Source organism: Streptomyces sp. NPDC002588 (assembly GCF_040295925.1).
GTDB lineage: Bacteria > Actinomycetota > Actinomycetes > Streptomycetales > Streptomycetaceae > Streptomyces.
This window is the reverse complement of record NZ_JBEOWF010000039.1, coordinates 2578-24740: the sequence shown is the minus strand read 5'-3', so window position 1 is coordinate 24740 and position 22163 is coordinate 2578. Positions and strand designations below refer to the sequence as shown.

The 22163-nt window shown below is 70.5% G+C and carries 24 protein-coding genes; 14 read left to right on the top strand and 10 right to left on the bottom strand.

Annotation, left to right across the window (positions count from 1 at the left end; translation table 11 throughout):
* The first annotated feature begins 58 nt into the window (after positions 1-58).
* Positions 59-886, top strand: coding sequence for an IclR family transcriptional regulator (locus tag ABT057_RS35370; RefSeq protein ID WP_352347968.1), 828 nt, complete (start codon positions 59-61; stop codon positions 884-886).
* A gap of 16 nt (positions 887-902) precedes the next feature.
* On the opposite strand, the gene ABT057_RS35365 is transcribed toward ABT057_RS35370, so the two are convergent.
* Positions 903-1595, bottom strand: a complete 693-nt coding sequence (locus ABT057_RS35365; protein WP_352347967.1) for a TetR/AcrR family transcriptional regulator — start codon at positions 1593-1595, stop codon at positions 903-905.
* A gap of 53 nt (positions 1596-1648) precedes the next feature.
* Between ABT057_RS35365 and ABT057_RS35360 the strand changes: the two genes are divergently transcribed.
* Positions 1649-2773 carry an FAD-dependent oxidoreductase gene (locus tag ABT057_RS35360; protein WP_352347966.1) on the top strand — a complete coding sequence of 375 codons (1125 nt, stop codon included), beginning with the start codon at positions 1649-1651 and terminating at the stop codon, positions 2771-2773.
* A 178-nt stretch (positions 2774-2951) separates the two neighbouring features.
* Here ABT057_RS35360 and ABT057_RS35355 read toward each other — a convergent pair whose 3' ends face one another.
* The gene (locus ABT057_RS35355; protein WP_352347965.1) at positions 2952-3635 is read right to left on the bottom strand and encodes a TetR/AcrR family transcriptional regulator; all 684 of its coding nucleotides are present in this window, start codon (positions 3633-3635) and stop codon (positions 2952-2954) included.
* A gap of 188 nt (positions 3636-3823) precedes the next feature.
* Between ABT057_RS35355 and ABT057_RS35350 the strand changes: the two genes are divergently transcribed.
* Together ABT057_RS35350 and ABT057_RS35345 are read left to right on the top strand one after the other, a co-directional pair.
* A complete protein-coding gene (locus tag ABT057_RS35350) occupies positions 3824-5005 on the top strand; it encodes an FAD-dependent oxidoreductase (RefSeq protein WP_352347964.1) in 1182 nt (393 codons plus the stop codon).
* Between the two features lie 297 nt (positions 5006-5302).
* Entirely contained in the window at positions 5303-5737 is a 435-nt protein-coding gene (locus ABT057_RS35345; RefSeq protein WP_352347963.1) for a VOC family protein, read from the top strand.
* A 567-nt stretch (positions 5738-6304) separates the two neighbouring features.
* On the opposite strand, the gene ABT057_RS35340 is transcribed toward ABT057_RS35345, so the two are convergent.
* Positions 6305-7006: a sterol carrier protein domain-containing protein gene (locus tag ABT057_RS35340; protein ID WP_352347962.1), complete on the bottom strand. Its 702-nt coding sequence runs from the start codon at positions 7004-7006 to the stop codon at positions 6305-6307.
* Between the two features lie 199 nt (positions 7007-7205).
* Here ABT057_RS35340 and ABT057_RS35335 point away from each other — a divergent pair, with 199 nt between their 5' ends.
* From ABT057_RS35335 to ABT057_RS35310, 6 genes are all read left to right on the top strand, one after another.
* Positions 7206-7427 carry a type II toxin-antitoxin system VapB family antitoxin gene (locus ABT057_RS35335; protein WP_352347961.1) on the top strand — a complete coding sequence of 74 codons (222 nt, stop codon included), beginning with the start codon at positions 7206-7208 and terminating at the stop codon, positions 7425-7427.
* A complete protein-coding gene (locus tag ABT057_RS35330; RefSeq protein ID WP_352347960.1) occupies positions 7424-7843 on the top strand; it encodes a PIN domain-containing protein in 420 nt (139 codons plus the stop codon). The genes ABT057_RS35335 and ABT057_RS35330 overlap by 4 nt, the downstream gene beginning before the upstream one ends.
* Before the next feature lie 159 nt (positions 7844-8002).
* Positions 8003-8803 (top strand): phosphotransferase, encoded by an 801-nt coding sequence (locus ABT057_RS35325; RefSeq protein WP_352347959.1) that lies wholly within the window; start codon positions 8003-8005, stop codon positions 8801-8803.
* A 387-nt stretch (positions 8804-9190) separates the two neighbouring features.
* Positions 9191-9613 carry a helix-turn-helix domain-containing protein gene (locus ABT057_RS35320; protein WP_352347958.1) on the top strand — a complete coding sequence of 141 codons (423 nt, stop codon included), beginning with the start codon at positions 9191-9193 and terminating at the stop codon, positions 9611-9613.
* Between the two features lie 92 nt (positions 9614-9705).
* Positions 9706-10422: a hypothetical protein gene (locus tag ABT057_RS35315; protein ID WP_352347957.1), complete on the top strand. Its 717-nt coding sequence runs from the start codon at positions 9706-9708 to the stop codon at positions 10420-10422.
* Positions 10423-10584: 162 nt separating this feature from the next.
* Entirely contained in the window at positions 10585-10923 is a 339-nt protein-coding gene (locus ABT057_RS35310; RefSeq protein ID WP_352348051.1) for a DUF2516 family protein, read from the top strand.
* Between the two features lie 171 nt (positions 10924-11094).
* On the opposite strand, the gene ABT057_RS35305 is transcribed toward ABT057_RS35310, so the two are convergent.
* The 3 genes from ABT057_RS35305 to ABT057_RS35295 all read right to left on the bottom strand — a co-directional run bounded on the left by ABT057_RS35305 (position 11095) and on the right by ABT057_RS35295 (position 14836).
* A complete protein-coding gene (locus tag ABT057_RS35305; RefSeq protein WP_352347956.1) occupies positions 11095-12447 on the bottom strand; it encodes a PP2C family protein-serine/threonine phosphatase in 1353 nt (450 codons plus the stop codon).
* Positions 12448-12759: 312 nt separating this feature from the next.
* Positions 12760-13845, bottom strand: coding sequence for a C40 family peptidase (locus tag ABT057_RS35300; RefSeq protein WP_352347955.1), 1086 nt, complete (start codon positions 13843-13845; stop codon positions 12760-12762).
* Positions 13846-14050: 205 nt separating this feature from the next.
* The gene (locus ABT057_RS35295; protein ID WP_352347954.1) at positions 14051-14836 is read right to left on the bottom strand and encodes a class I SAM-dependent methyltransferase; all 786 of its coding nucleotides are present in this window, start codon (positions 14834-14836) and stop codon (positions 14051-14053) included.
* 435 nt (positions 14837-15271) lie between these two features.
* Here ABT057_RS35295 and mshA point away from each other — a divergent pair, with 435 nt between their 5' ends.
* Together mshA and ABT057_RS35285 are read left to right on the top strand one after the other, a co-directional pair.
* Entirely contained in the window at positions 15272-16609 is a 1338-nt protein-coding gene (mshA, locus tag ABT057_RS35290) for a D-inositol-3-phosphate glycosyltransferase (RefSeq protein WP_352347953.1), read from the top strand.
* A complete protein-coding gene (locus ABT057_RS35285; RefSeq protein ID WP_352347952.1) occupies positions 16602-17117 on the top strand; it encodes a type III secretion system chaperone family protein in 516 nt (171 codons plus the stop codon). The genes mshA and ABT057_RS35285 overlap by 8 nt, the downstream gene beginning before the upstream one ends.
* A 51-nt stretch (positions 17118-17168) precedes the next feature.
* Here the strand turns inward: ABT057_RS35285 and ABT057_RS35280 are convergent, their stop codons facing one another.
* Positions 17169-17618: a hypothetical protein gene (locus ABT057_RS35280; protein ID WP_352347951.1), complete on the bottom strand. Its 450-nt coding sequence runs from the start codon at positions 17616-17618 to the stop codon at positions 17169-17171.
* Between the two features lie 49 nt (positions 17619-17667).
* Positions 17668-18459 carry a helix-turn-helix domain-containing protein gene (locus ABT057_RS35275; protein WP_352347950.1) on the bottom strand — a complete coding sequence of 264 codons (792 nt, stop codon included), beginning with the start codon at positions 18457-18459 and terminating at the stop codon, positions 17668-17670.
* Positions 18460-18508: 49 nt separating this feature from the next.
* Between ABT057_RS35275 and ABT057_RS35270 the strand changes: the two genes are divergently transcribed.
* Complete coding sequence (locus ABT057_RS35270; protein ID WP_502974016.1) at positions 18509-18997, top strand: DUF2000 family protein; 489 nt, start codon at positions 18509-18511, stop codon at positions 18995-18997.
* A 59-nt stretch (positions 18998-19056) separates the two neighbouring features.
* On the opposite strand, the gene ABT057_RS35265 is transcribed toward ABT057_RS35270, so the two are convergent.
* A complete protein-coding gene (locus ABT057_RS35265) occupies positions 19057-20325 on the bottom strand; it encodes an MDR family MFS transporter (protein ID WP_352347948.1) in 1269 nt (422 codons plus the stop codon).
* A 183-nt stretch (positions 20326-20508) separates the two neighbouring features.
* Here ABT057_RS35265 and ABT057_RS35260 point away from each other — a divergent pair, with 183 nt between their 5' ends.
* Positions 20509-21270 (top strand): phosphoglyceromutase, encoded by a 762-nt coding sequence (locus tag ABT057_RS35260; protein ID WP_352347947.1) that lies wholly within the window; start codon positions 20509-20511, stop codon positions 21268-21270.
* 190 nt (positions 21271-21460) lie between these two features.
* Here the strand turns inward: ABT057_RS35260 and ABT057_RS35255 are convergent, their stop codons facing one another.
* The gene (locus ABT057_RS35255) at positions 21461-21649 is read right to left on the bottom strand and encodes a hypothetical protein (RefSeq protein WP_352347946.1); all 189 of its coding nucleotides are present in this window, start codon (positions 21647-21649) and stop codon (positions 21461-21463) included.
* Positions 21650-22163 lie beyond the last annotated feature (514 nt).

The following is a 22163-nucleotide window of genomic DNA, read 5'->3' as shown; positions in this document are numbered from 1 at the left end:
GGCACGGGGCCGGCAGGGGCTGAACAGCCTCGCCTCGCATCCCTCAGGAGGAACCGGCGTGGCTTCGCTCGACAGTGCGAACCAGACCCCTGACGTGTCCGGGGCCCGTCGAAACGCCTCGTCGTCCCTGCGACGTGCGCTGAGCATCCTGATGTACCTGGCGGAGGACGACGGTCATCCGCACGGCACCTCACTCACCGACCTCGCCACCGGGCTCCAGCTGAGCAAGTCCACCGTGCTGAGGCTCGTCGGCCCGCTACGGGAGACACGGCTGGTGGACCAGGATCCGGAAAGCGGCCACTACCGCCTCGGACCGCAGAACGCCCTGCTCGGGCAGCTCTACCTGGAGCGCCTCGACATCCGGCGCACCGCGTCGCCGCTGCTGCACCAGCTCGCCCAGGACGTGCGCGAAGCCGTGCACCTGGTCAGCTTCGACCCTCCCGAGATCGTCTACATCGACAAGGTCGAGAGCTCCCAGGCCGTACGCATGCACTCCCGGGTCGGCGGGCGCCAGCCCGCCTACTGCACGGCCACCGGCAAAGCCTTCCTCGCTCACGCCACGGACGACGTCCTCGCCGAGGTGATCGCGGCCGGCATGCCCGCACGCACACCGGCCACCATCACCTCGCCCGAGCAACTGCACGCCGAACTGGCCCGCATCCGCGAGCGCGGCTACGCCGTCGACGACGTGGAGAACGAACGCGACATCCGCTGCGTGGCCGCACCGGCCTTCAGCCACAGCGGGGCCGTCGTCACCGCGGTCAGCATCTCCGGCCCGGCCTCCCGTGTGACACACGACCGCCTCGCGGAGATCGGAAGGCAGGTCATCGAGACGGCCCAGGCCCTCACCGACTGCCTGGGCGGAACCGCTCCGACACCTCGGTGAACACCGGTTTCGAGCATCACGCCGGCGGCCGGGCGAGTTTGGCGGCCACGGCGTCGAGGACCCAGTCCAGGCCGGTCGCGAAGGATGTCCCGGCGTCCACGTCCGTGCCGTCGTGCACGGCCTTGGCCAGCGCCGGGAAGCGGCCGGTGGCCAACATCCTCGTCACATGCGGGCCGGAGGCGCGCTGCCAGTCGCGCTTGGACAGGCCCGTGGCGCGCTCGGCCCGCAGGTTCGCGATCTCGCGCCTGATCGCGCCGGTGAAGTAGGCGCTGACAGTCTCCACGGCGCGCATGACGGTGTCGATGTCGGCGAGACCGTCGAGGGCGGCCAGCGTGGCCTCGGTCACGGCGAGGCCGTTCGGGCCCAGGGCCGGGCGGCCGCCGAGCAGGTCGGCCAGCCATTCATGACGGAGAGCGGCCTGCCTGGTGCGGTGGGCGAGGGTGCGCAGTGCCTCCCGCCAGTCACCGGGCCGCTCCTCGGGGAGGATCTCGGCTTGGACCTCGTCCACCATGAGGTCGAACAGCTCCTGCTTGGTGGAGATGTATCCGTACAGCCGCATCGGGCCGGCGTTCAGCCGGGCGGCGACCTTGCGCAAGGACACCGCCTCCAGCCCGCCCTCGTCGGCCAGCGCGATGGCGGCGGCGACGATCCGCTGCCGGTCGAGCGGCACGGGTTGAGTCGGCGGCTCCGGCCGGTCCCACACAGTCATGTTCACACCGTACCGTTGCGATGCATCGTCATGAATCGATACAGTGTATCGACATGAGACATCGCATCGCAGTGGTCGGGAGCGGTCCCGCCGGCCTTACCTTCGCCCGCGTCCTGCACCGCCATGATCACCCCGTCACCGTCTTCGAACGCGATCCCACCCCCGACGCCCGCCCCCCGGGCGGCACGCTGGACCTGCACGAAGGGATGGGCCAGCTCGCACTGGACAAGGCGGGGCTGCTGGCGGAGTTCCAGGCGCTGTCCCGTCCCGAGGGGCAGGCCATGCGCATCCTGGACGCGGACGGGACCGTCCTGCGCGACTGGCGACCCCGTCCGGATGACCGGGCCAATCCCGAGATCGACCGCAGGCAACTCCGTGACCTGCTGCTCGGCCCTCTCGACGTCCAGTGGGGCCGGGGTGTGACGCGGGTGGTGCCGGGGACCCGGGACGGCGCACTGGTCCACTTCGCGGACGGGCGGCAGGAGACGTTCGACCTCGTGGTCGGCGCGGACGGCGCCTGGTCCCGGATCCGCCCGGCAGTCTCGTCCGTGACGCCGCACTACACCGGCGTCACCCGGGTCGAGACCTCCCTCGACGACATCGACACCCGCCACCCCGACCTCGCCCGGTTGATCGGCGACGGTTCCATGGCCGTGTACGGCGTGAACCGCGCCCTCGTCGCCCAGCGCAACAGCGGCGGCCACGTCAAGGTGGGCGTCCAGTTCCGCGCACCGCTGGACTGGCACACGAACCTGGACCTGGCCGACGTCGAGGCCGTGCGATCGAGTCTGCTGGCTCTGTTCGACGGCTGGGCCGCTCCCGTCCTCGACCTCCTCCGCCACGGCACCGCTTTCGTCCACCGCCCCCTCTACGTCCTGCCCGTGTCCCACACCTGGACCCACGTCTCCGGGGTGACGCTGATGGGCGACGCCGCCCATCTGATGCCCCCGCTGGGGGCGGGCGCGAACCTCGCGATGCTGGAAGGCGCCGAACTCGCCGAGTCCATCGCCGCCGCCCCCGGTCCTGGAGATCTGGACGAGGCCGTCCGCGCCTTCGAGGAACAGATGTGGGCACGGGCCGGCAAGTGGGCGAAGATCACGATGGCGGGTCTGGAACGCCTCATGAGCCCGGACCCCGCTCAAGCCCTCGCCGTCTTCGACGAAGTCCAGCCGTCCTGACTGCCAAGCGCGCGAGACCTACCGGCACCGACAGCCCGCCACGGCTTCACGGGCCGGCAGGGCAACTCGCTGCACAGGTCGTCCGGGACCCGCTCACTCACGCACCGCCCCCGCCTGGACGACCGCCCTGGTCCGGGCCCAGGAAGACTGTCCGATCACGGCTGGGCCGCGGGGTGGGTCACTGCGACTGTGCGCGCGAGAGGATGCCGCGGACCAGAATGTCGACGCCCCAGCGGAACCGCTCCTCACCTGTACCCGAGAGAATGTCGTCACGGGCTGCATGGACGTGCGGGTGTTCGCCGGCCGACGCCCGTGCCAGAGCCTGTTCGATCGGCCCTCCAGGCTGGGCCGCCCCGGTGTCTGCGGCGTGTTCGGCCACCGTGGCGCTCACGAACATGTCCAGCAGGTCGATGGCCCAGGCCGCGTTCGCCTGATCGACGCCGCCTTCCGCAAGAAGCTGCAGCACGGCATCGTTGATGCGCAGGGCGTTGGGGCCCACGGCTGTGGTCTGGAAGACCATCCGGGCCAGGGCGGGACTGCGGGCCAGCACGGTCGCGTGCGAGATCAGCAGCGCCTCCAGCCGCTCACGCCAGGACCCGACTGAGTCGGTCTGCACTCCCGCCAGCGCATGGTCGAGAACGAGAGCCTGCAGCTCGCTCATGCCGTCCACGTACGCGTACAGGGACGCCGGCCCGGTATCCAGGGCCTTCGCGATCCGGCGAAGGCTGAGGGGTGCACCGCCCTCCGTGCTCATCTGTCGCAGCGCTTCCTCGACAATCACGTCCCTGCTCAGCGGCGGCTTTGCCGGGCGGCTGCGACGGCTCTCGACGCGCGATTCCCGGAAAGGGTCTTTGTCAGGCACTTCAGAACGGTATTCGTCGCGAACGTCGCCCGTCAACGCGTTGACGAACAGTGTTCGTCACGAATACCGTTTCAAAAGTGGGCGGGCACAGCGTCCCAGCCCTCGACGACCGGTCGCAGGGTGCGGGTCATCCGGCGCGATGAGCGTGGCCGGCGCTTCCCCTGCATGTCAGAAGGGTGATGAGTCTCATGTCAGTCAGCAGTGTGGCGGTGGTCGGCGCCGGTCTGAGCGGCTTGATCTGCGCGCGGATCCTTCAGCGCGACGGCGTGGCCGTCACGGTCTTCGAGGCCGAGACGGGGCCAGACGCACGGCCGCAGGGCGGCTCGCTGGACATCCATGAGGACACCGGCCAGATCGCTCTGCGGGAGGCCGGCCTGTTCGAGCAGTTTCGGGCGCGCACGCACACCGGCGGCGAGGACACGCGGCTGCTCGACAAGAGCGGCCGGGTTCATATCGACCGCCGGGAGCCGCCCGGTGGGCGGGGCCGTCCGGAGATCGGCCGCGCCGATCTCCGGCAACTGCTGATCGATTCGCTGGAGCCCGGCACGATCGAGTGGGGACGCAAGGTCGTGACGGCCCAGCAGGCGGGGCAGGAGTGGATCCTCGACTTCGCCGACGGTGCCCGGGAGCGCGCGGGTCTGCTGATCGGCGCGGATGGTGCCTGGTCGAAGATCCGTCCGCTGGTGACATCCGCCAAGCCCGCCTACACCGGTATCACCCTGGTGGAGATCCGCCTGTCCGATGCGGCGTCCCGGCATCCTCAGGCCCTGGCCGTGACCGGGCGGGGCAACTTCTTCGCCCTGTCGGACCACAAATACATCGGCGGACACGGCGGAGACGCCATCGCGCTCGGATGCGGCATGCGCGTGAGCGAGGACTGGGTCGCCACCAGCGGCATCGACTGGGACGATCCGGCATCCGCCCGCGCGGGACTGCTGCGCCAGTACCCCGACTGGGCGACGGAGCTGACCGATCTCGTCCGTGCGTGCGACGACATGTTCTGGCCTCGGCCCGTGTACGCCCTGCCGACCGGCCTGGCCTGGCAGCGGGTACCCGGCGTGACACTGGTCGGCGATGCCGCGCACCTGATGTCCCCGTTCGCGGGCGAGGGCGCCAATCTGGCGCTCATCGACGGCGCCGACCTCGCACGCGAAATCGTGTCCGGCGGCGATACCGAGGCCGCGCTGGCCCGCTACGAGAAGACCATGTTCGCGCGGGGGGCCAAGTCGGCCGCAGCGTCCCAGCGCGGCCTGGACATGATGTTCGTCAAGGGCCTGCCGCGAAAACTGATCCTCTTCTTCAAGGCCATGGGTGCCGTGGCCAAAGTCACCAGGCCGTTCGAGCGCATCCCCGCCGGAAGGAACACGTGATCATGACCCTTTCTGCTGCCTCGGCATCGTGGGCAAATGCCCACCTCACGCTCGGCCCTGTCGAGTTCACGGTCACCGACCTCGGGCGGAGCCTGGACTACTACACACGCTCCATCGGCCTTCAGGTACTCGACCGGGACTCGTACGGCGCCTCGGTAGGCCCAACTGACCGACCACAGCGTCGCCCGCTCCTGCTACGTCACCGACCCCGACGGCCACTGCGTTGAGATCACCTGCGCCCGGCCGCAGCGCGAATGGCGCTGGCAGGGCGCAAGCCCCGCCGTCGTCGCCGACCCGATGACGCTGCAGGACTTCACCGGCGAGACCGGCGCCGACGCGCCGTTCGCCGGGCTGCCCGCCGGCACCGAAATGAGTCACGTACAGCTGAAGGTCACCGACGCAGAACTGCAGGACAGTGAACCCTTCTACACCGACCTGCTCGGATTCGATGTCCAGGGCCGGCTGGGACAGATGTTCCTGGCCGTCGGCGTGCACCAGCACCGCGCCCTGCTGGTCGTGACCAATCGCTTCAGCACCGGCCCGGCCGGGCCACCTCTTGGCGACAGCGCACAGCTGATCGCAGTCGACCTGCTCGTGTCGAGCGCGGACCAGCTGCAGGTGCTGGCCGAGCGGCTTGCTGCCGCCTCCTGGCCCCACACCCTGGCCGGATCCACGCTGACGGTGAGCGACCCCTCAGGGAATGTGCTGTGCTTCCGGGCCGAGACGGTCTGACCCCGGCTCATCCCCGGCCTGACCTGCAGCCCGGAAACCCGCGCGCTCCTGATGGAGCCGCTCCATTCCTGCGGCCGTCGGCCCGCCGCCCCTCACCCGCGCTGCCTGTGACCGATGTTCCCTCGGCCTGCCCAGCTCACGGCGCAGGCCCGCTTCCCGCTCTGCGCGGCCGATTCCATTTCCAGGAGACGGCCGACCTGCTGGCCAAGGCGGACCTGGCCCAATAGGGCAACCCCACCGGCACCCTGGTCCTGCACACCGCGTCCGGCAGTCTGACCCGCGAACCCGATGACTTCACCGCCAGGGCCAAGAAGGCGGTCTGCGGCGTCGAGGACGCGCACACCGCCACGCCGCCGCCCATTCGGGCGATCTTCTTCAGTGCCCGGTCCAGGCGTCGGGCGCGGGCGGCGAGCAGGCCGACGACCTCCCGGACCCATCGGGTCACGGTGCGCGGTGTACTCCGTTGCCGCCGGCCAGGTCGCCGGGCCGCTGGTCACAGCGCAGCACTGCCGGCACGAACACTCGAAGTGCGCCCGACGGCCTCACCCGCTGTCACGCACCAACTCGTCAGAAGCCGAAGGAGTTGTGCGGTTCGGGATCGATCCGGAACAACCGGGCCAGCTGTCCGACCGCGCCGTCGGTGTGCGGGGTGATGCGGCCCGCATACGCCAGGTCGTGCGCCGACATGCCACCGAAGTAGAGCGAACTGAGCGCCGGGATCGTGATGGTCAGGTCCGCCACCTGGCTGGTGGGAACGCACGTCACCGAGGCACCGTCCGCTCGGAGACGCCATGTCCGGTTGTCCGCCGGGCACATCCGGTCGCCGTCGATGGTGAACTTCAGCTCGCCAGGTGTGTCGTACGAGCGCCGCGTCAGGGCGAGGGGGACGTCGAGAAGGCGCGCCCACAGGTTGTCCGACTGGCGGGTGATGCGCATCGCGCGCGGGTTCGTGAGCATCCACCGCAGGGGTTCGTCGCGCGGACGGCCGGGTGCCACGACGGTCTTGGTGAGATCGAAGTCGATCAGCACACTCCACAGGGCGTGGTAGGCCGTCGGATTCGTCGCCTCAAGGGCCTCCACGACGAGCGTTCCCGCCTTGTCCGCCGTCGAGGACCACGGCAGTCGAAGGTTGGCGATGCCGTCCACATTGCCGCGCTGGTCACGGTGGACGAGATACCGCAACGGTCCGTTCGTGCCGTCTGATGTGTCGGACAGGCCGTCCCAGTGTCCGGGGAGGGGCGTGAGCTCACCGACGCGATAGGGACGCACGCCCGCATGCACCACGGGCCAGGCCTGCTTCGCCTGCGCGGCGCCGACCAGCTCCAGCGACCCGGGATCAGTCTCTGCCGGCGTTCAGCGACCACGACGAGGGCTGGGGGCTGGGGGCTGGAACGCGTTTGGCGACCCCGGGCAGGCATGTCCCGCACATACATATACTCGATATTGCCCTTGAATAAAGGAGTCCAGTATGAGCGTGACGACAATCGACCTTGATGACGATGCGCTGGAGAAGGCCATGCGTGTCGCTGGTGGTGGCACCAAGAAAGACGTGGTCAATGCCGCCCTTCGCGAGTACGCCGAACGCCATGAGCGGGCTGCGCTCGTGGCCAAGCACTTCCACGCCGCCCAGCAGTGGGACTACGAGGGCTGGCAGCGGCGCCGCGTCGAGGACAAACAGAGTGGCGCGTGATCCACTACCTGCTCGACTCCTCGGGTCTGTGGCGCCTCCTCCGCGAGGAGCGGTTGAGGGACGCGTGGCTGGAGACCACCACTCTCCGGGCCATCGGGTCGTGCGCCGCCCAGCGGGCCGAGTTCCGGCGTTCGGCGCGCAACGCGGCGGAGTACGAGGCCATGGGGGAGATGTTCGCCGATCTGTACCCCGATGTACCTCTTCCGAAGAGGCTGTGGGACTGGGTCGAAACCGCCCAATATGCTCTCGCCGAGAAGGGTGCCCTCGGTGCGGCCGGTCCGCTCGACCTGATGATCTGCGCGACCGCTGCGCATCATGGACTGATTGTCCTGCACGACGACGCCGATTTCGTCACCGTGGCCCGCTTCCTGCCCGACGTCAGCGAGCGGAATGTGCGCAACGTGCCAAGTCTCTAGCGTCCTCGGCTGACGTGTACGCGCTCTTGCTGTGACCTGGGTTGTGTCCCTGGGCATGGCTTGGGTGATCCTGGTCTTGTACCGGCCTCGGGCGCTTGTTCGCGTCGGAGTTTCGGGGCTCGGCCCGCGTGGAGTCGATGCGGCGGTAGCGTGATCGTCATGACGGCTGAGGGCGAGGCGCTGGTCGGCGGCATGGTGAACGCAGGGGCGGTCTTCCGCCGTGGTGCGCTGGTGGAGCGCCCGGCGCCGCGCAACGCTCGCGCCTTGCATGCGTACCTCCTTGCCCTGAAAGAGCACGGCTTCGACGCAGCGCCGACCCCTGTCGGTCTCACCGAGGATGGTCGTGAACAGCTCACCTTCATTCCTGGAGACGTGGCTCTGCCGCCGTTCGCGGACTGGGCGATGACGAAGACCGCCCTGGAATCGGTGGGGAGTCTGCTGCGACGCCTGCATGAGACCAGCGCGGCCGTCGAGGTCGACACCCGTGCCGGGTGGCCAGGGGGCCTGGCCGACCCGGAGGGGGGAACGATGCTGTGCCACAACGACGTGTGCCCGGACAACGTCGTCTTCCGCGACGGCCGTGCCGCTGCCCTGATCGATTTCGATCTGGCAGCTCCGGGCCGTCCCCTCTGGGACGTCGCCATGACCGCCCGCTACTGGGTGCCCCTGGTCGATCCCGCATCCGCAGCCGCCTTCTACCCCTCCGGGCTGGATGCGCCCGCGCGGCTGCGGATCCTTGCCGACAGCTACGGCCTTTCGCCGCGGGACCGCGCCGAGTTGTTCGGCGTCATCGAGCAGGCCACCGAGGTCTGCCGGGCCTTCGTCGCCCGCCGCGTGGCTGACGGCGACCCCGTCTATCTCCAGGCGCTGGCCGAGCGCGGTGGATGGGAACGCTGGGACCGCATGCAGACCTGGCTGGCGGAGCGCCGCGAGATGTTCACGGCCGCCCTGCTGAACTGACCCCTCGGATCGGGTCGTTGACCAAGGACGCTCAGAGCTGAGTGGGACGAGGAAGGTGAGGTTCGTCTCGGTTGGCGATGAGTGTGGCCACGCCCTCGGGGTTGCCGAGCCGATACTCGATCTCCGCGGCCGATGACTTGACGGTTTTCGTGAGCCAGACGCGGCTGGTGCCGCGAATCGGGCTCTTGGTGGGGAAGCGCTGTCCCGTTCGCGGACCCCGGCTGTGCTGACGTACTCCAGTTCGATGTCCTCCACCGACACCTCATCCGCATCCATCCCGGGTCTCCGGACAGGGACAGGACACTCGACAAGCCCGTCCCAGTGGCGTGGCACACTTTTGCAAGCGGGTGCTTGCAATAGTTAGCGGCGGTGGTGCACAGTGGAGGCATGGCATCGCTCAACGTCGGCAATCTCGGTGACTACCTCCGCGAGCAGCGGCGCAACGCCCAGCTCTCGCTGCGGCAGCTCGCCGACGCCGCCGGGGTGTCCAATCCGTATCTGAGCCAGATCGAGCGCGGGCTGCGCAAGCCGAGCGCGGAGGTGCTGCAGCAGGTCGCCAAGGCCCTGCGGATCTCCGCCGAGACGCTGTACGTGCGGGCCGGCATCCTCGACGCGGAGCGGGACCGGGACGAGGTGGAGACCCGCGCGGTCATCCTCGCCGACCCCACCCTGACCGAGGCGCAGAAGCAGGTGCTCCTGCAGATCTACGAGTCCTTCCGCAAGGAGAACGGATTCAGCGAGGGCACGGTGGACACCCCCGGGGACAGGCAGGACGGGAGCGACGCCGATCCGCAGCAGACGGCGGGTTGACCGGACCAGGGGACCGGCCGCCCGCTGCGGACCGCACCACCTCAGCCGCACACGACGAACACGACGAACGCGCATCCGGGAGGAACTACACCATGGCCATCACCGACGACCTGCGCAAGACCTTCAGCGACCCGACCCCGCTCTACTTCGCCGCAGGCACTGCCGACCTGGCTCTCCAGCAGGCGAAGAAGGTGCCGGCCCTGGTCGAGCAGCTGCGCACCGAGGCGCCGGCCCGTATCGAGGCCGTGCGCAACACCGACCCCAAGGCCGTGCAGGAGAAGGCCGCCGCCCGCGCCAAGGAGGCCGGCAGCAAGGCCAAGGAGGCCCAGGAGTCCTTCCAGGCCAAGGTCAACGACTTCATCGCCACGCTCGACGGCGACATCAAGAAGCTCGGCTCGACCCTCGACGCCGACCTGAAGAAGCTCGGCGAGAACGCCCAGGACCTCGCGCTGCGGGGCGTCGGTGTCGCCGCCGAGTACGCCGTCAAGGCCCGCGAGACCTACGAGAAGGTCGCCGAGCACGGCGAGCAGGCCGTCAAGACCTGGCGCGGCGAGGCCGCCGAGGAGATCGAGGAACTGGCGATCGCGGTCGAGGGCAAGGACGACGAGCCGAAGCCCGCCCCGAAGGCCGAGCCCGCTCCCGCCGCGGCGGCGCCGAAGCCCGCCCCGGCCGCGGCGGCGCCGAAGCCCGCTCCGGCGGCCGAGGCCAAGGTCGTGCCCGTGCCGGCGCCCGCGAAGAAGACCGCCGTCAAGAAGGCTCCGGCGGCCCGCAAGACCACCGCGAAGAAGACGACGCCGCCCGCCAAGTGAGACCGACGGCCGACACCGACATCAATACCGACATACGGTCACGGGCCGGGCACTCACGCGGTGCCCGGCCCGTTGTACGGGTAGCGGGAGCGCGGTTGCGGGTACGGTGACCGCGTAAGGACGAGCCAGGTTGTGCCGAGCCGGGTGGTGGACGTAGTGCTGATGCAGGGGTTCAACAATTTCATGGCGCTGCTGAGCCTTGCCCTGATCGTGTTCAGCGGCTTCGCTCTCGTCGACGCGACGATCCGCCGTGAGGACGGCTATCGGGCGGCCGACAAGCAGACCAAGCCGTTCTGGCTGATCGTCCTCGGGATCGCCTTCGTGGTGAACCTGATCTTCCCGATCCTGTCGTTCCTGCCGATCATCGGCCTGGTCGCGACGATCGTCTACATGGTCGACGTCCGCCCGGCCCTGCGCGCCCTCCCGGGCGGCGGCCGCAGCCGCAAGGGCGGCGGCTCCAGCAGCGACGGCCCGTACGGTCCGTACAACGGCGGCCGGTAGAGGGGACGAAGGGGGCGAAGCCCCCCACCTTCACTGCGGATTCCGGAGGCCCGGGGCCGTATGTGATCCGCGGGTGCGCCGCGCGCTCGCGACCAGCCGCACACAGCCCGCGGGCGGCACCGGGCAAACCCCGCGACGGCGGGCTTGCGAACCGGCGCTCCCGGCGGAGCGCTACGGCACCCGGTCCAACAGCACAACCGCCACGTCGTCGGTCAGCTCACCTCCGTTGAGCTCCCGCACCTCGTTCACGGCGGCCCGCAGCAACGCCTCTCCGCTCAACCCTTCGGAGAGCTGCCGGCGGATCATCTCCACCATGCCGTCCTCGCCCAGCCGCTCCTTGCGTCCGGCACCGACCCGGCCCTCGATCAGCCCGTCGGTGTAGAGCATCAGGCTCCACTCCGCGCCCAGTTCCACCTGCGTCCGGGGCCAGCGGGCGCCCGGCAGCAGCCCGAGCGCGGGGCCGTTGTTGTCGTACGGCAGCAGTCGCGCCGGCCGGTTCGGGCGGGCGATCAGCGGCGCCGGATGGCCGGCCAGACACAGGCCGGCGCGGCGGCCGTCGGGCGAGATGTCCACCGTGCACAGCGTCGCGAAGATCTCGTCGTTGTCGCGCTCGTGCTCCAGGACCTGCTGCAGGGTGCCGAGGAGCTCGTCCCCGCACAGCCCGGCCAGGGTCAGCGCCCGCCAGGCTATGCGCAGCTCCACGCCGAGCGCCGCCTCGTCCGGGCCGTGCCCGCAGACGTCGCCGATCATGGCGTGCACGGTGCCGTCCGGGGTGCGGACGGTGTCGTAGAAGTCGCCGCCGAGCAGCGCGCGGGAGCGGCCGGGCCGGTAGCGGGCGGCGAACCGCAGCGGGGAGCCCTCCAGGAGCGGCGTGGGCAGCAGGCCGCGCTCGAGGCGGGCGTTCTCCTGCGCGCGCAGCTTGCCCTCGGCAAGCCTCCGCTCCGCCGTGTCGGAACGTTTCCTCTCCACGGCGTACCGGATCGCCCGGCTCAGCAGCCGGCCGTCCAGTTCGTCGCGGAACAGGTAGTCCTGGGCGCCGACGCGCACCGCTTCGGCGCCGCGCTCGGCGTCACCGGAGGCGGTGAGTGCGAGCACGGCGTGCCGGGGTGCGAGTCGCAGGACGTGCCGCAGTACGGCGAGTTCGTCGTCGGGCTCGCCCGCCTTGCCGGGCGCGGGCAGCGCCAGGTCGAGCAGGATGCAGTGCACGTCGTCGGTCAGCAGCCGCTCGGCCTCGGTGAGGTTGCGGGCGGTGCGGATCCGGATCGGCTTGCCGTCCGAGTCGAACAGACCCGGGACGACCGGCGCGGCCGTGGGGTCGTCCTCGATCAGCAGCAGGGTGAGCGTGGTGGGTGCGGTGTCGTGCTCGGCGGGGACCGGCGCCTCGTCGCGCGCGGTCTCGTCTCCCGGGGCGGTTTCCCGCCGGGGCGGGGCGGCGTCCTTGGAGGGGCCGCCTGAGGGTACGGCCTGCGCCTGACCACACTCCACGGCCGGGATCGCTCTCTGCCGCGGTACGGGTACGGGCATCGTGTCGGTTCCTTCCCTCCCCCCGAGGGCATGGCGGGGACGAGGGACCTCGACCCACCGACGGGGACCATAGCGGCAGAAGGCGCCGGAGTGGAATGGTGTGCGGCAAGCGGTTTGATCTCAGGCCGCCGTCATATGCGGTTTTCCGTACCGCAGTTGGGCGGGGTGGCAGGGGTGGGGGAATGACGAAGGTCACGTCCCTGCCGGGTTTGGCGGCCCGGTGGGCGTGCCGTGCGTCACGTGGCGGAGGCCACGGCCGGCGCCCTTCGGCCGGTACATACAGGCGAGTTCGGCTGTTTTGAACGATTTGCCTCAGGCGTCCGGTCGGACCACGGCGAGGATCGGCATGGTGCCCGCGCCGGCCAGGGTGACCGTGCGGCCCGGGCGCGGGGCGTGGATGATCCGGCCGTCGCCCACATAGAGCGCGACATGACTGGCGTCGTCGAAGTAGATGATCAGATCGCCGGGGCGCATGTCCTCGATGTCCACGTGCGGGAGCTGCTTCCACTGTTCCTGCGAGGTGCGTGGGATCTGCTGCCCGGCGCTCTTCCAGGCCTCGGAGGTCAGCCCGGAACAGTCGTACGACTTCGGGCCCTCGGCGCCCCATTCGTACGGCTTGCCGATCTGGGCGGTGGCGTACGCGATGGCCTTCCTGCCCTGCTCGCTCGCCCTGCCGTCGATCTCGTCGAGGATGCCGGTGTCCAGCCAGGCGGTCTGCGCCTTCTGGTCGGCCTGCTTCTGGAGCTCGGCGAGCCGCTCCTTCTCCTTCTTCTCCAGCTGGGACTCGAGCTTCTCGGCCGCCGAGATCTGCTTCTCGATCTTCTTCTGGGCGCTCGCCTTGGCCTTGCGGTTCGCCTCCAGTTCGGCCCACTGCGCTGAGGCGTCCTGCGAGTACTGCTCCAAGTCCTGCTGGGTGCGGGTCAGCTCGGCGATCAGGCCCTTGGTCGCCTGCTGGCCCTGGAGGATCCGGCCGGCGCCGTCGAGGAACTCGGTCGGGTCGTCGCTCAGCATCAGCTGTGCCTCGTCCGGCAGTCCGCCGGTGCGGTACTGGGAGCGGGCCGCGGCTCCGGCCCGGTCCTTCAGGTCGGCCAGCCGCTCCTGGCCTTCGACGATCTTCTGGGCCAGCGCCACGATCTCGGCGGACTGCTTCTTCGCCGCCTCCTCGGCCGCGTTGTACGCGTCGGTGGCGACCGCGGCGTCGTGGTAGAGCGTGTCGAGCTTCTCGCGGACGGCCTCGAGGTCCCTGCTGGGCGGGAGGGTCAGGTCCGGGCTGGTCGTGGCCGTGGCGGACGGTGAGGGCTCGGGCCTCGCGAACGCCATGCCGGGTGCCCCCAGCACGGTCACCGCGCAGACGACCGCCACCGCCGCCGCGAACAGGCCGCGCTTGCCCGGTCCCATACCTCGTCCCCCAAACTGATTTCCCGTCAGTAACATACGGTGCCCGGGGGATCGTGCCACGTCACGCCGGAAAGTGACAGAGGCGACACGAAAGCGACAGCAACAGTCCTGCCCCCCTCATGCGCACCGCATGATGATCTCCCCGTCCATGTGACGAACGACGCACGGAGATCGTTCCCGGGGGGGGGCACCTACGGGTCAACGGTCAGGTGCGCGGCGCCAACGCGCCCCACCGCACCGTCACTTCCCCCTGTCGCCACCGTCCCGGCCCGTCCGTCACCGGCCAGTCGGCCCTGAGGTCCCGCACCGCCCGGATCCAGCGCTGACGGGCGCCGTACGACGCGTAGGGCGCGGCGGCCGCCCAGGCGCGGTCGAAGTCGCGCAGGAAGGCGTGCACCGGCTCCCCGGGGACATTGCGGTGGATCAGCGCCTTCGGCAGCCGTTCCGCCAGGTCCGACGGCCGCTCCAGGGAGCCCAGCCGGGTCGCGAAGGTGACCGTGCGCGGCCCCTCGGGCCCCAGCGCGACCCAGACGTGCCGCCGCCCGATCTCGTCGCAGGTCCCCTCCACCAGCAGCCCGCCCGCCGAGTTCCCCTCGGCCGGTGCGAGCCGCGCGCACAGCCGTTCCCAGACCCCGGCGACCTCCCCCTCTTCGTACTGCCGCAGCACGTTGGCGGCCCGTACGAGGTGCGGCCGCCGGGCGAGGGGGAGCTCGAACCCGCCGTGCCGGAAGGTGAGCCCGTCGCGTTCGTACGGCTTCGCGGCCGCGACCCGGGCCGGTTCGATCTCCACACCCACCACGCGCGCGCGTGGCGCGACGCGGCGCAGCCGGGAGAGGAGTTCGACGGCCGTCCAGGGGGCCGCCCCGTATCCGAGGTCGACGGCCACGGGATCGGCGGCCCGCCGCAGTTCGGCACCGTGCGCCGCGGCGATCCAGCGGTCCATGCGGCGAAGCCGGTTGGGGTTGGTGGTCCCGCGCGTGACGACGCCCACGATGGGGGTCCCCCCGCTCGGGCGAAGCCGAGAGTGGGGGAGGGGCACGCGGGAGGCCATGCGTATGAGGGTAGGCGACGGGGGGCTGGTGAACGGGAGTGGATGGCCCGGGAGCGGAGGCCGGGAGTGGATGACCGGAAGTGGATGGCCCGGGAGCGGAGGCCGGGAGTGGATGGCCCGGGAGTGGGTGACCGGAAGCGGGTGGCCGGGAGTGGGTGGTGATCTGGAGTGGATGGCCGGGATTGGGCGGCCCTGCATGACGCTTCGCCCCCTCGAACGGTTGAGCGACACCGGGTAATGGCTCGGCAAAATCGTTTCTCTTCGTGGTCCGCCCGGAATGGGAATGCCCTCCTCCGATGTTGCACCCCCGAGGAGGGCCCCACCCCTCCCGTCCGGCATGCCCGCAGCAAGGACAGCAAGGAGGAGGAACGCCACGTGAGCCAGTACGCCAGCAGGCTCGGGCGTCGCTCTCCGGCGACGCCCCCGCGGCTCAGGCTCCACCGCCGCCCCCGCCGTATCGCGATGCTCTCCGTGCACACCTCACCGCTCCACCAGCCCGGCACCGGGGACGCCGGCGGCATGAACGTCTACATCGTGGAGCTCGCGCAACGCCTCGCCGCGATCAACATCGAGGTCGAGATCTTCACGCGCGCGACGACGGCCGCCCTCCCCCCGAAGGTCGAGATGGCCCCCGGCGTCCTCGTCCGGCACATCGACGCCGGCCCCTACGAGGGCCTCGCCAAGGAGGACCTCCCCGCCCAGCTGTGCGCCTTCACCCACGGAGTGATGCAGGCCTGGGCCGGCCACCGCCCCGGCTACTACGACCTCGTCCACTCGCACTACTGGCTCTCCGGTCACGTCGGCTGGCTCGCCGCCCAGCGCTGGGGCGCCCCCCTGGTGCACGCCATGCACACCATGGCCAAGGTCAAGAACGCCAACCTCGCCGACGGCGACACCCCCGAGCCCGCCGCCCGCGTCATCGGCGAGACACAGATCGTCGAGGCCGCCGACCGCCTCATCGCCAACACGGCCGAGGAGGCCGACGAGCTCGTACGGCATTACCACGCCGACCCCGGCAAGGTCGCCGTCGTCCACCCCGGCGTGAACCTCGACCGCTTCTGTCCGGCGGACGGCCGCGCCGCCGCCCGCGCCCGCCTCGGCCTTCCCCAGGACGCCCTGATCCCCCTCTTCGCGGGCCGGATCCAGCCCCTGAAGGCCCCGGACGTCCTCCTGCGCGCGGTCGCGGTACTCCTGGACGAGTGCCCCGACCTCCGGTCGCGGATCGTCGTACCGGTCGTCGGCGGCCCGAGCGGCAGCGGCCTCGCCAAGCCGGAGGGCCTGCAGAAGCTGGCCGCCCGGCTCGGCATCTCGGACGTCGTACGCTTCCACCCGCCGGTCGGACAGGATCGGCTCGCGGACTGGTTCCGCGCCGCGTCCGTCCTCGTCGTCCCCTCCTACAGCGAGTCCTTCGGCCTGGTCGCCATAGAGGCGCAGGCGGCGGGCACCCCGGTGCTCGCGGCCTCGGTCGGCGGCCTCCCGGTGGCCGTACGGGACGGGGAGACGGGCTTCCTGGTCCAGGGTCACGACCCTGCGGCGTACGCGCGCGTGCTGGCCGGTTTCGCCGACGCCCCCGAACTGCCCGCCCGGATGGGCGCGGCCGCCGCCGCCCACGCCCAGTCCTTCGGCTGGGACACCGCGGCCGCCACCACCGCCGACGTCTACGCGGCAGCGGCCCAGGCCCACCGCCGTCACGTACGCTCCCAGCATGGGTGACTCGGACGCGGAGAAGACGGCGGCGCGGGTCCTGGAGGGCTTCCTCCAGGACGCCGAGCTGGAGTGGGAGAGCCCCCGGCCCGGCACCTACGTCGTCCAGCTCCCCGGCACCCGCAAGCTGCGGACGACGGTCTCCCTGATCGTCGGCCGCCACTCGCTCTCCCTGAACGCCTTCGTCATCCGCCACCCCGACGAGAACGAGGCCGGCGTCCACCGCTGGCTCCTGGAGCGCAACCTCAAGCTGTACGGCGTGAGTTACGCCGTCGACCAGCTCGGCGACGTCTACGTCACCGCCCGCCTCCCGCTCGCCGCCGTCACCCCGGACGAGACCGACCGCCTGCTGGGCCAGGTCCTGGAGGCCTCCGACGGCGCCTTCAACAGCCTCCTGGAGCTGGGCTTCGCCGCCGCCATCCGCAGGGAGTACGCATGGCGCGTCTCCCGGGGCGAGCCGACCCACAACCTGGACGCCTTCGCCCACCTGACCCAGCGCCCCGGCCCGGCCGGCTGACCCCGGGACGGGCAGCCCGTCAGCCCGTAGGTCTGTCAGCCTGTCAGCCCGTCAGGGCTTGTCCAGCTGGTCGGCGAAGGCGCGCAGCGCGTCCGCCAGCTCCTGCTTGGTGGGCAGCTGGTCGACCTTCGCATCGAGCTCCGCGATGCGCCGGTTCAGCTCGTCCAGGTCGGCCGGTGCGCTGGGCTCCGATTCGACGGGGGTCTCGCTCGCGTCGGGATCGGTGCCGCCGTCGGTACCCCCGATGGTGCCGCCGTCGGTTCCTGCGCTGCCGCCCGAGCTGTCGGCGGGATCCCCCGACTCCGACGGACTCGGGCTCGGGCTCGGGCTCTCGCTCACCGTGGGAAGGGAGCCGTCACCCTCGTCCGAAGCGGCCGCGAGGGCGACGCCGACGCTCAGCACCACCAGTGCGGCCGCCCCCGCGAGGGCGGCCGAGAACCGCCCCAGTCGTCTGCTCTGTGCCTTGTCCCGTCCGTTCTCCGTGCGCTGTGTCTCGTCCATGAACGGGACGCCAGCCCTGGGTGATCACCGGACGGAGGACTTCCGCGGATCAGGGCACGCGACGGTACCGGCCCGGTGTGACGCCCACCAACTTCCTGAAGTGGCGCGTGAGATGGGCCTGGTCGTAGAAGCCGGCCGCCACCGCGGCCTCGCCCGGCGGCCGGCCGTCGAGCAGCAGCCGCCGGGCACGGTCGACGCGGCGGGCGGTGAGGTACTGGTGCGGTGCGATGCCGTACGCGCCGCTGAACGCCCGTACGAGATGCGCGGGATGGGCCTGGACGACCCGCGCCGCCTCCGCCAGACCGACGCCGTCGACGACGCAGGCGTCGAGCAGTTCCCGCAGCCGGCGCGCGAGGGCCGGGTCGGGACGGGGGGACCGTCCGCCACGGCCCTGGAGATGGGTGCGCAGCCGCTCCCCGATCAACGTCAGCCGGCTGTCCGCCTCCAGTTCGTCGCCGGGCGCGGCGAGCGCGGAGTGCAACTGCCCCACCCTGCGCCGCAGCACCGGATCGCGCAGGACGGGCGCGTCGACGGCGGGCCCGATGAGATCCTCGCCGAGAACGCCCGTGTCGAGGTACAGCACCCGTTTGCGGAAGCCGTGCGGGGTGGCGGGGGAGCCGTTGTGCGGCACCTGCGGCGGCAGCAACGTCACCGTGTCGTGCGGGGTGCCGTGCTCGTGCCGGTCGAGGTCGTACCGCACGGCGCCGTCGTCCACGATGAGCAGCGTCCACGCGTCATGGACGTGCATCGGGTAGGCGTAGCCGGTGAAGCGGGCATGGAAGACCTCGACGACGCCCGGGACGGCCGGACGCCATGCGGAGACTTCCTGCCGGGCGGCCATGCAAAGAACGTACAAGACGTCGGCGTGGGCCGAACGGCAGTCTCACAGCATGAGCGAGAGCACTGTGGAACCCGCTGGACATGTTGAACCTGTCGTACCCGCCGGACCCGCCGGACCCGCCGGACCCGTCCGTTTCGACACGAAGATCGCCGTCCTGCTGCGCGAGGACCTGGAGACCTGGCAGCGCCTGAACGTCACCGCGTTCCTGGTCAGCGGCCTGGGCACGGTGGTCCCCGAGGTGATCGGGGAGCCGTACGAGGACGCCGACGGCGTGGGCTATCTGCCGATGTTCCGCCAGCCGGTGCTGGTCTTCGAAGGCACGAAGGAGACGCTGGCCGCCGCCCACGCGCGCGTGCTGTCCCGCTCCCTCCCGCGTGCGGTGTTCACCAGCGACCTCTTCGCCACCGGCAACGACCGCGACAACCGCGCGGCGGTGCGAGCCGTGCCGACGGCCGGACTGGACCTGGTCGGACTGGCGTTGCACGGCCCGCGCAACGCGGTGGACAAGGTGCTGAAGGGTGCGCGGATGCATCCGTGAGCCGACGGGGACGGCGCCGGCCTGCTCGGTGACCGCCGGAGGGCGCCGTCCCCGTCGGCTCACGCGGCGCTGACCTCGGGCTTCGAAGCGCCGGCCGTACGGTCGGCGGGGGCGGCCCCGTCCCCGTCCGGCAGGTGCCGCATCAGCAGGGCGTACCCGGCGGCCGCCACCGTCCCCACGACCGCGCACATCCCCCACAGCCACTCCGCCCCGAACCGGTCGATGACGAAGCCGGACATCAGCGGGGCGACGAGGGAGCCGACCGCCCAGGAGAGCGTGTACATGCCCTGGTAGCGGCCCCGCCCGTGGGTGGGGGAGAGGCGGACGACCAGCCCGGTCTGGGTCGGCGCGTTGACGATCTCGGCGAGCGTCCACACGCACACGGTGAGCGCGAACACGCCGACCGACCCGGCGAAGGCGGTGAGCCCGAACCCGTACCCCGCGAGGGCGGAGGAGACCACGAGCAGCCGCCGCGGATCCCGGTGCTCGATGAACCGGGTCACAGGGATCTGCAGCACCACGATGAGCACGCCGTTGACGGCGATCGCCATGCCGTAGTCGGCCGGCGTGAACCCGGCGGCTCCCATCGCCACCGGCAGTGCGACCGAGCCCTGCTGGAAGATGACCGCGATCAGGAACGACAGCCCGACGACACCCATGAACCGTGTGTCGCGCAGTACGGCCCCGAGCCCCACGGAGCCCTTGTCGGCGGACCTCTCCCCCTCTTGCCGCCGCGGCCGGGACTCGGGCAGCTTGAGGAAGACGACGACGGCACACACGAGCGTCATCCCGGCCTCGATCAGGAAGCCGGCACGGTAACTGACCTCGGCGACGAACCCGGCGGCCATGGACGACACGGCGAACCCGAGGTTGATCGCCCAGTAGTTGAGCGAGAAGGCCCGCACCCGGTCCTCGGGCCGCACGATGTCGGCCATCATCGCCTGCACGGCGGGCCGGGAGGCGCTGGAGGCCGCGCCGACGAGAAAGGCGACCCCGGCGATCGCCCACGGACCGGTCACGAACCCGAGCACCGCGACGGACAGGGCGGTGGAGGTCTGCGCGAACAGCAGCGTGGGCCGCCGCCCGATCCGGTCGGCCATGACCCCGCCCCCGAGTGACGAGACGACCCCGCCCAGCCCGTGCAGTGCGGCGACGAGCCCCGCGAACGAGGCGGAGTACCCGCGGTCGAGCGTCAGGTACAGGGCCATGAAGGTGGCGACGAAGGCGCCGAGCCGGTTCACGAGGGTGCTCGTCCACAGCCACCAGAACTCGCGAGGCAGCCCCGAGAGGGTCTCGCGGGAGGCACGTCTAAGGGCGGCGACGGACATGGCGGGCTCCCGCGTGTAAGTGGCGAACTCGGTGACCAGAACTTACGGGGGCGGTGGGCCGGGAAGCCACTCGATTAACAGATCCAGTCAACCGACCGAACGGCCGTCGCATCGCCGTCGCCTCGCCGTCCGAGGGACGAGCAGGGCCGCAACGCATCAGGACGGTGGATTACGCTCATACGCATGGCCGACGCACCGTACAAGCTGATCCTCCTCCGCCACGGCGAGAGCGAGTGGAACGCGAAGAACCTGTTCACCGGCTGGGTGGACGTCAACCTCAACGAGAAGGGCGAGAAGGAGGCAGTCCGCGGTGGCGAACTCCTGAAGGACGCCGACCTCCTCCCCGACGTGGTCCACACGTCCCTCCAGAAGCGCGCGATCCGCACCGCGCAGCTGGCCCTCGAGGCCGCGGACCGCCACTGGATCCCGGTCCACCGCAGCTGGCGCCTGAACGAGCGCCACTACGGCGCCCTCCAGGGCAAGGACAAGGCCCAGACCCTGGCCGAGTTCGGCGAGGAACAGTTCATGCTGTGGCGCCGCTCGTACGACACCCCGCCCCCGCCGCTCGCGGACGACTCGGAGTTCTCCCAGTCCTCCGACCCCCGCTACGCCTCCATCCCTCCGGAGCTGCGCCCCCGCACGGAGTGCCTGAAGGACGTCGTCGTCCGCATGCTCCCCTACTGGTACGACGGCATCGTCCCGGACCTCCTGTCCGGCCGCACGGTCCTGGTCGCCGCCCACGGCAACAGCCTCCGCGCCCTCGTCAAGCACCTCGACGGCATCTCCGACGCCGACATCGCGGGCCTGAACATCCCCACGGGCATCCCCCTGTCCTACGAACTCGACGCCGACTTCAACCCCCTGACCCCCGGCGGCACCTACCTCGACCCAGAGGCAGCAGCAGCCGCAATCGAGGCGGTCAAGAACCAGGGCAAGAAGAAGTAAGCAGTGTGATCATGCCCCCGACCTGCGCATATGGCGCGGAGCGGGGGCATTCTCACGGCCTGGGACCTCTGTGGGACCTCAGCGCGGCGGGTCCTGTGGCGGCCGGAGTACTGAACGAGCCCCCTACCTGCGGTTTCTTCGCGGCTAGGGGGCTCGTTGCTGCGCTGGGGCCGCCGCTGGGCCGTGGCGCTTAGATACGGGTGATCGTCATGCGAACCGAAACGACGAGCGCCACCAGGGCGGCGACTGCTACGTCAGTGTCGGCCCGGACGCCCAGCCAAGCGCCGCCGAGACCGATGAGCGGGAACGGCAGAGGGCGAAGGGTGAGGTCGATGCGGAGGCCTCGGCGTGGCACCATGGCCTTCTCCATGTGGGTCATGCGTTGTCCGTTCTGTAGGCGATAACCGATCCCATGGAAAGGAGAGGCCGCCCCCCTACGGGCGGCCTCTCCGGTATATCGGTGGCAGGACCTTACTTGCCGTGCGGGGGCAATAACAAACCCGCAGCTAAAGCGGTTGTTCTCCGCCCCTAACTCGGATGTTGGCTTCTCTGGGTGACTTCACCGACGGTTGACGACCCCGGTAGGCCTTGCCTTACTTTGCTCGCAGAGAACCGTTGGGTCCTCGAACCAGAAATCCATTATTCCGTTATTCCATTGATCCATTGAACCGGTCCTCGGCTGGCCGGCCGGCCGGGCGGGCGGGCGGGCAGCCGGGCGGGCGGCCAGCCTGGTTTTGCTGGAGGTTCTGGATCCGAGGGAGCTTTCACGGATGACATTTACACTTTCAGTCGTCCATGGTTTTGCTGGAGGTTCTGGATCCGAGGGAGCTTTCACGGATGACATTTACACTTTCAGTCGTCCATGGTTTTGCTGGAGGTTCTGGATCCGAGGG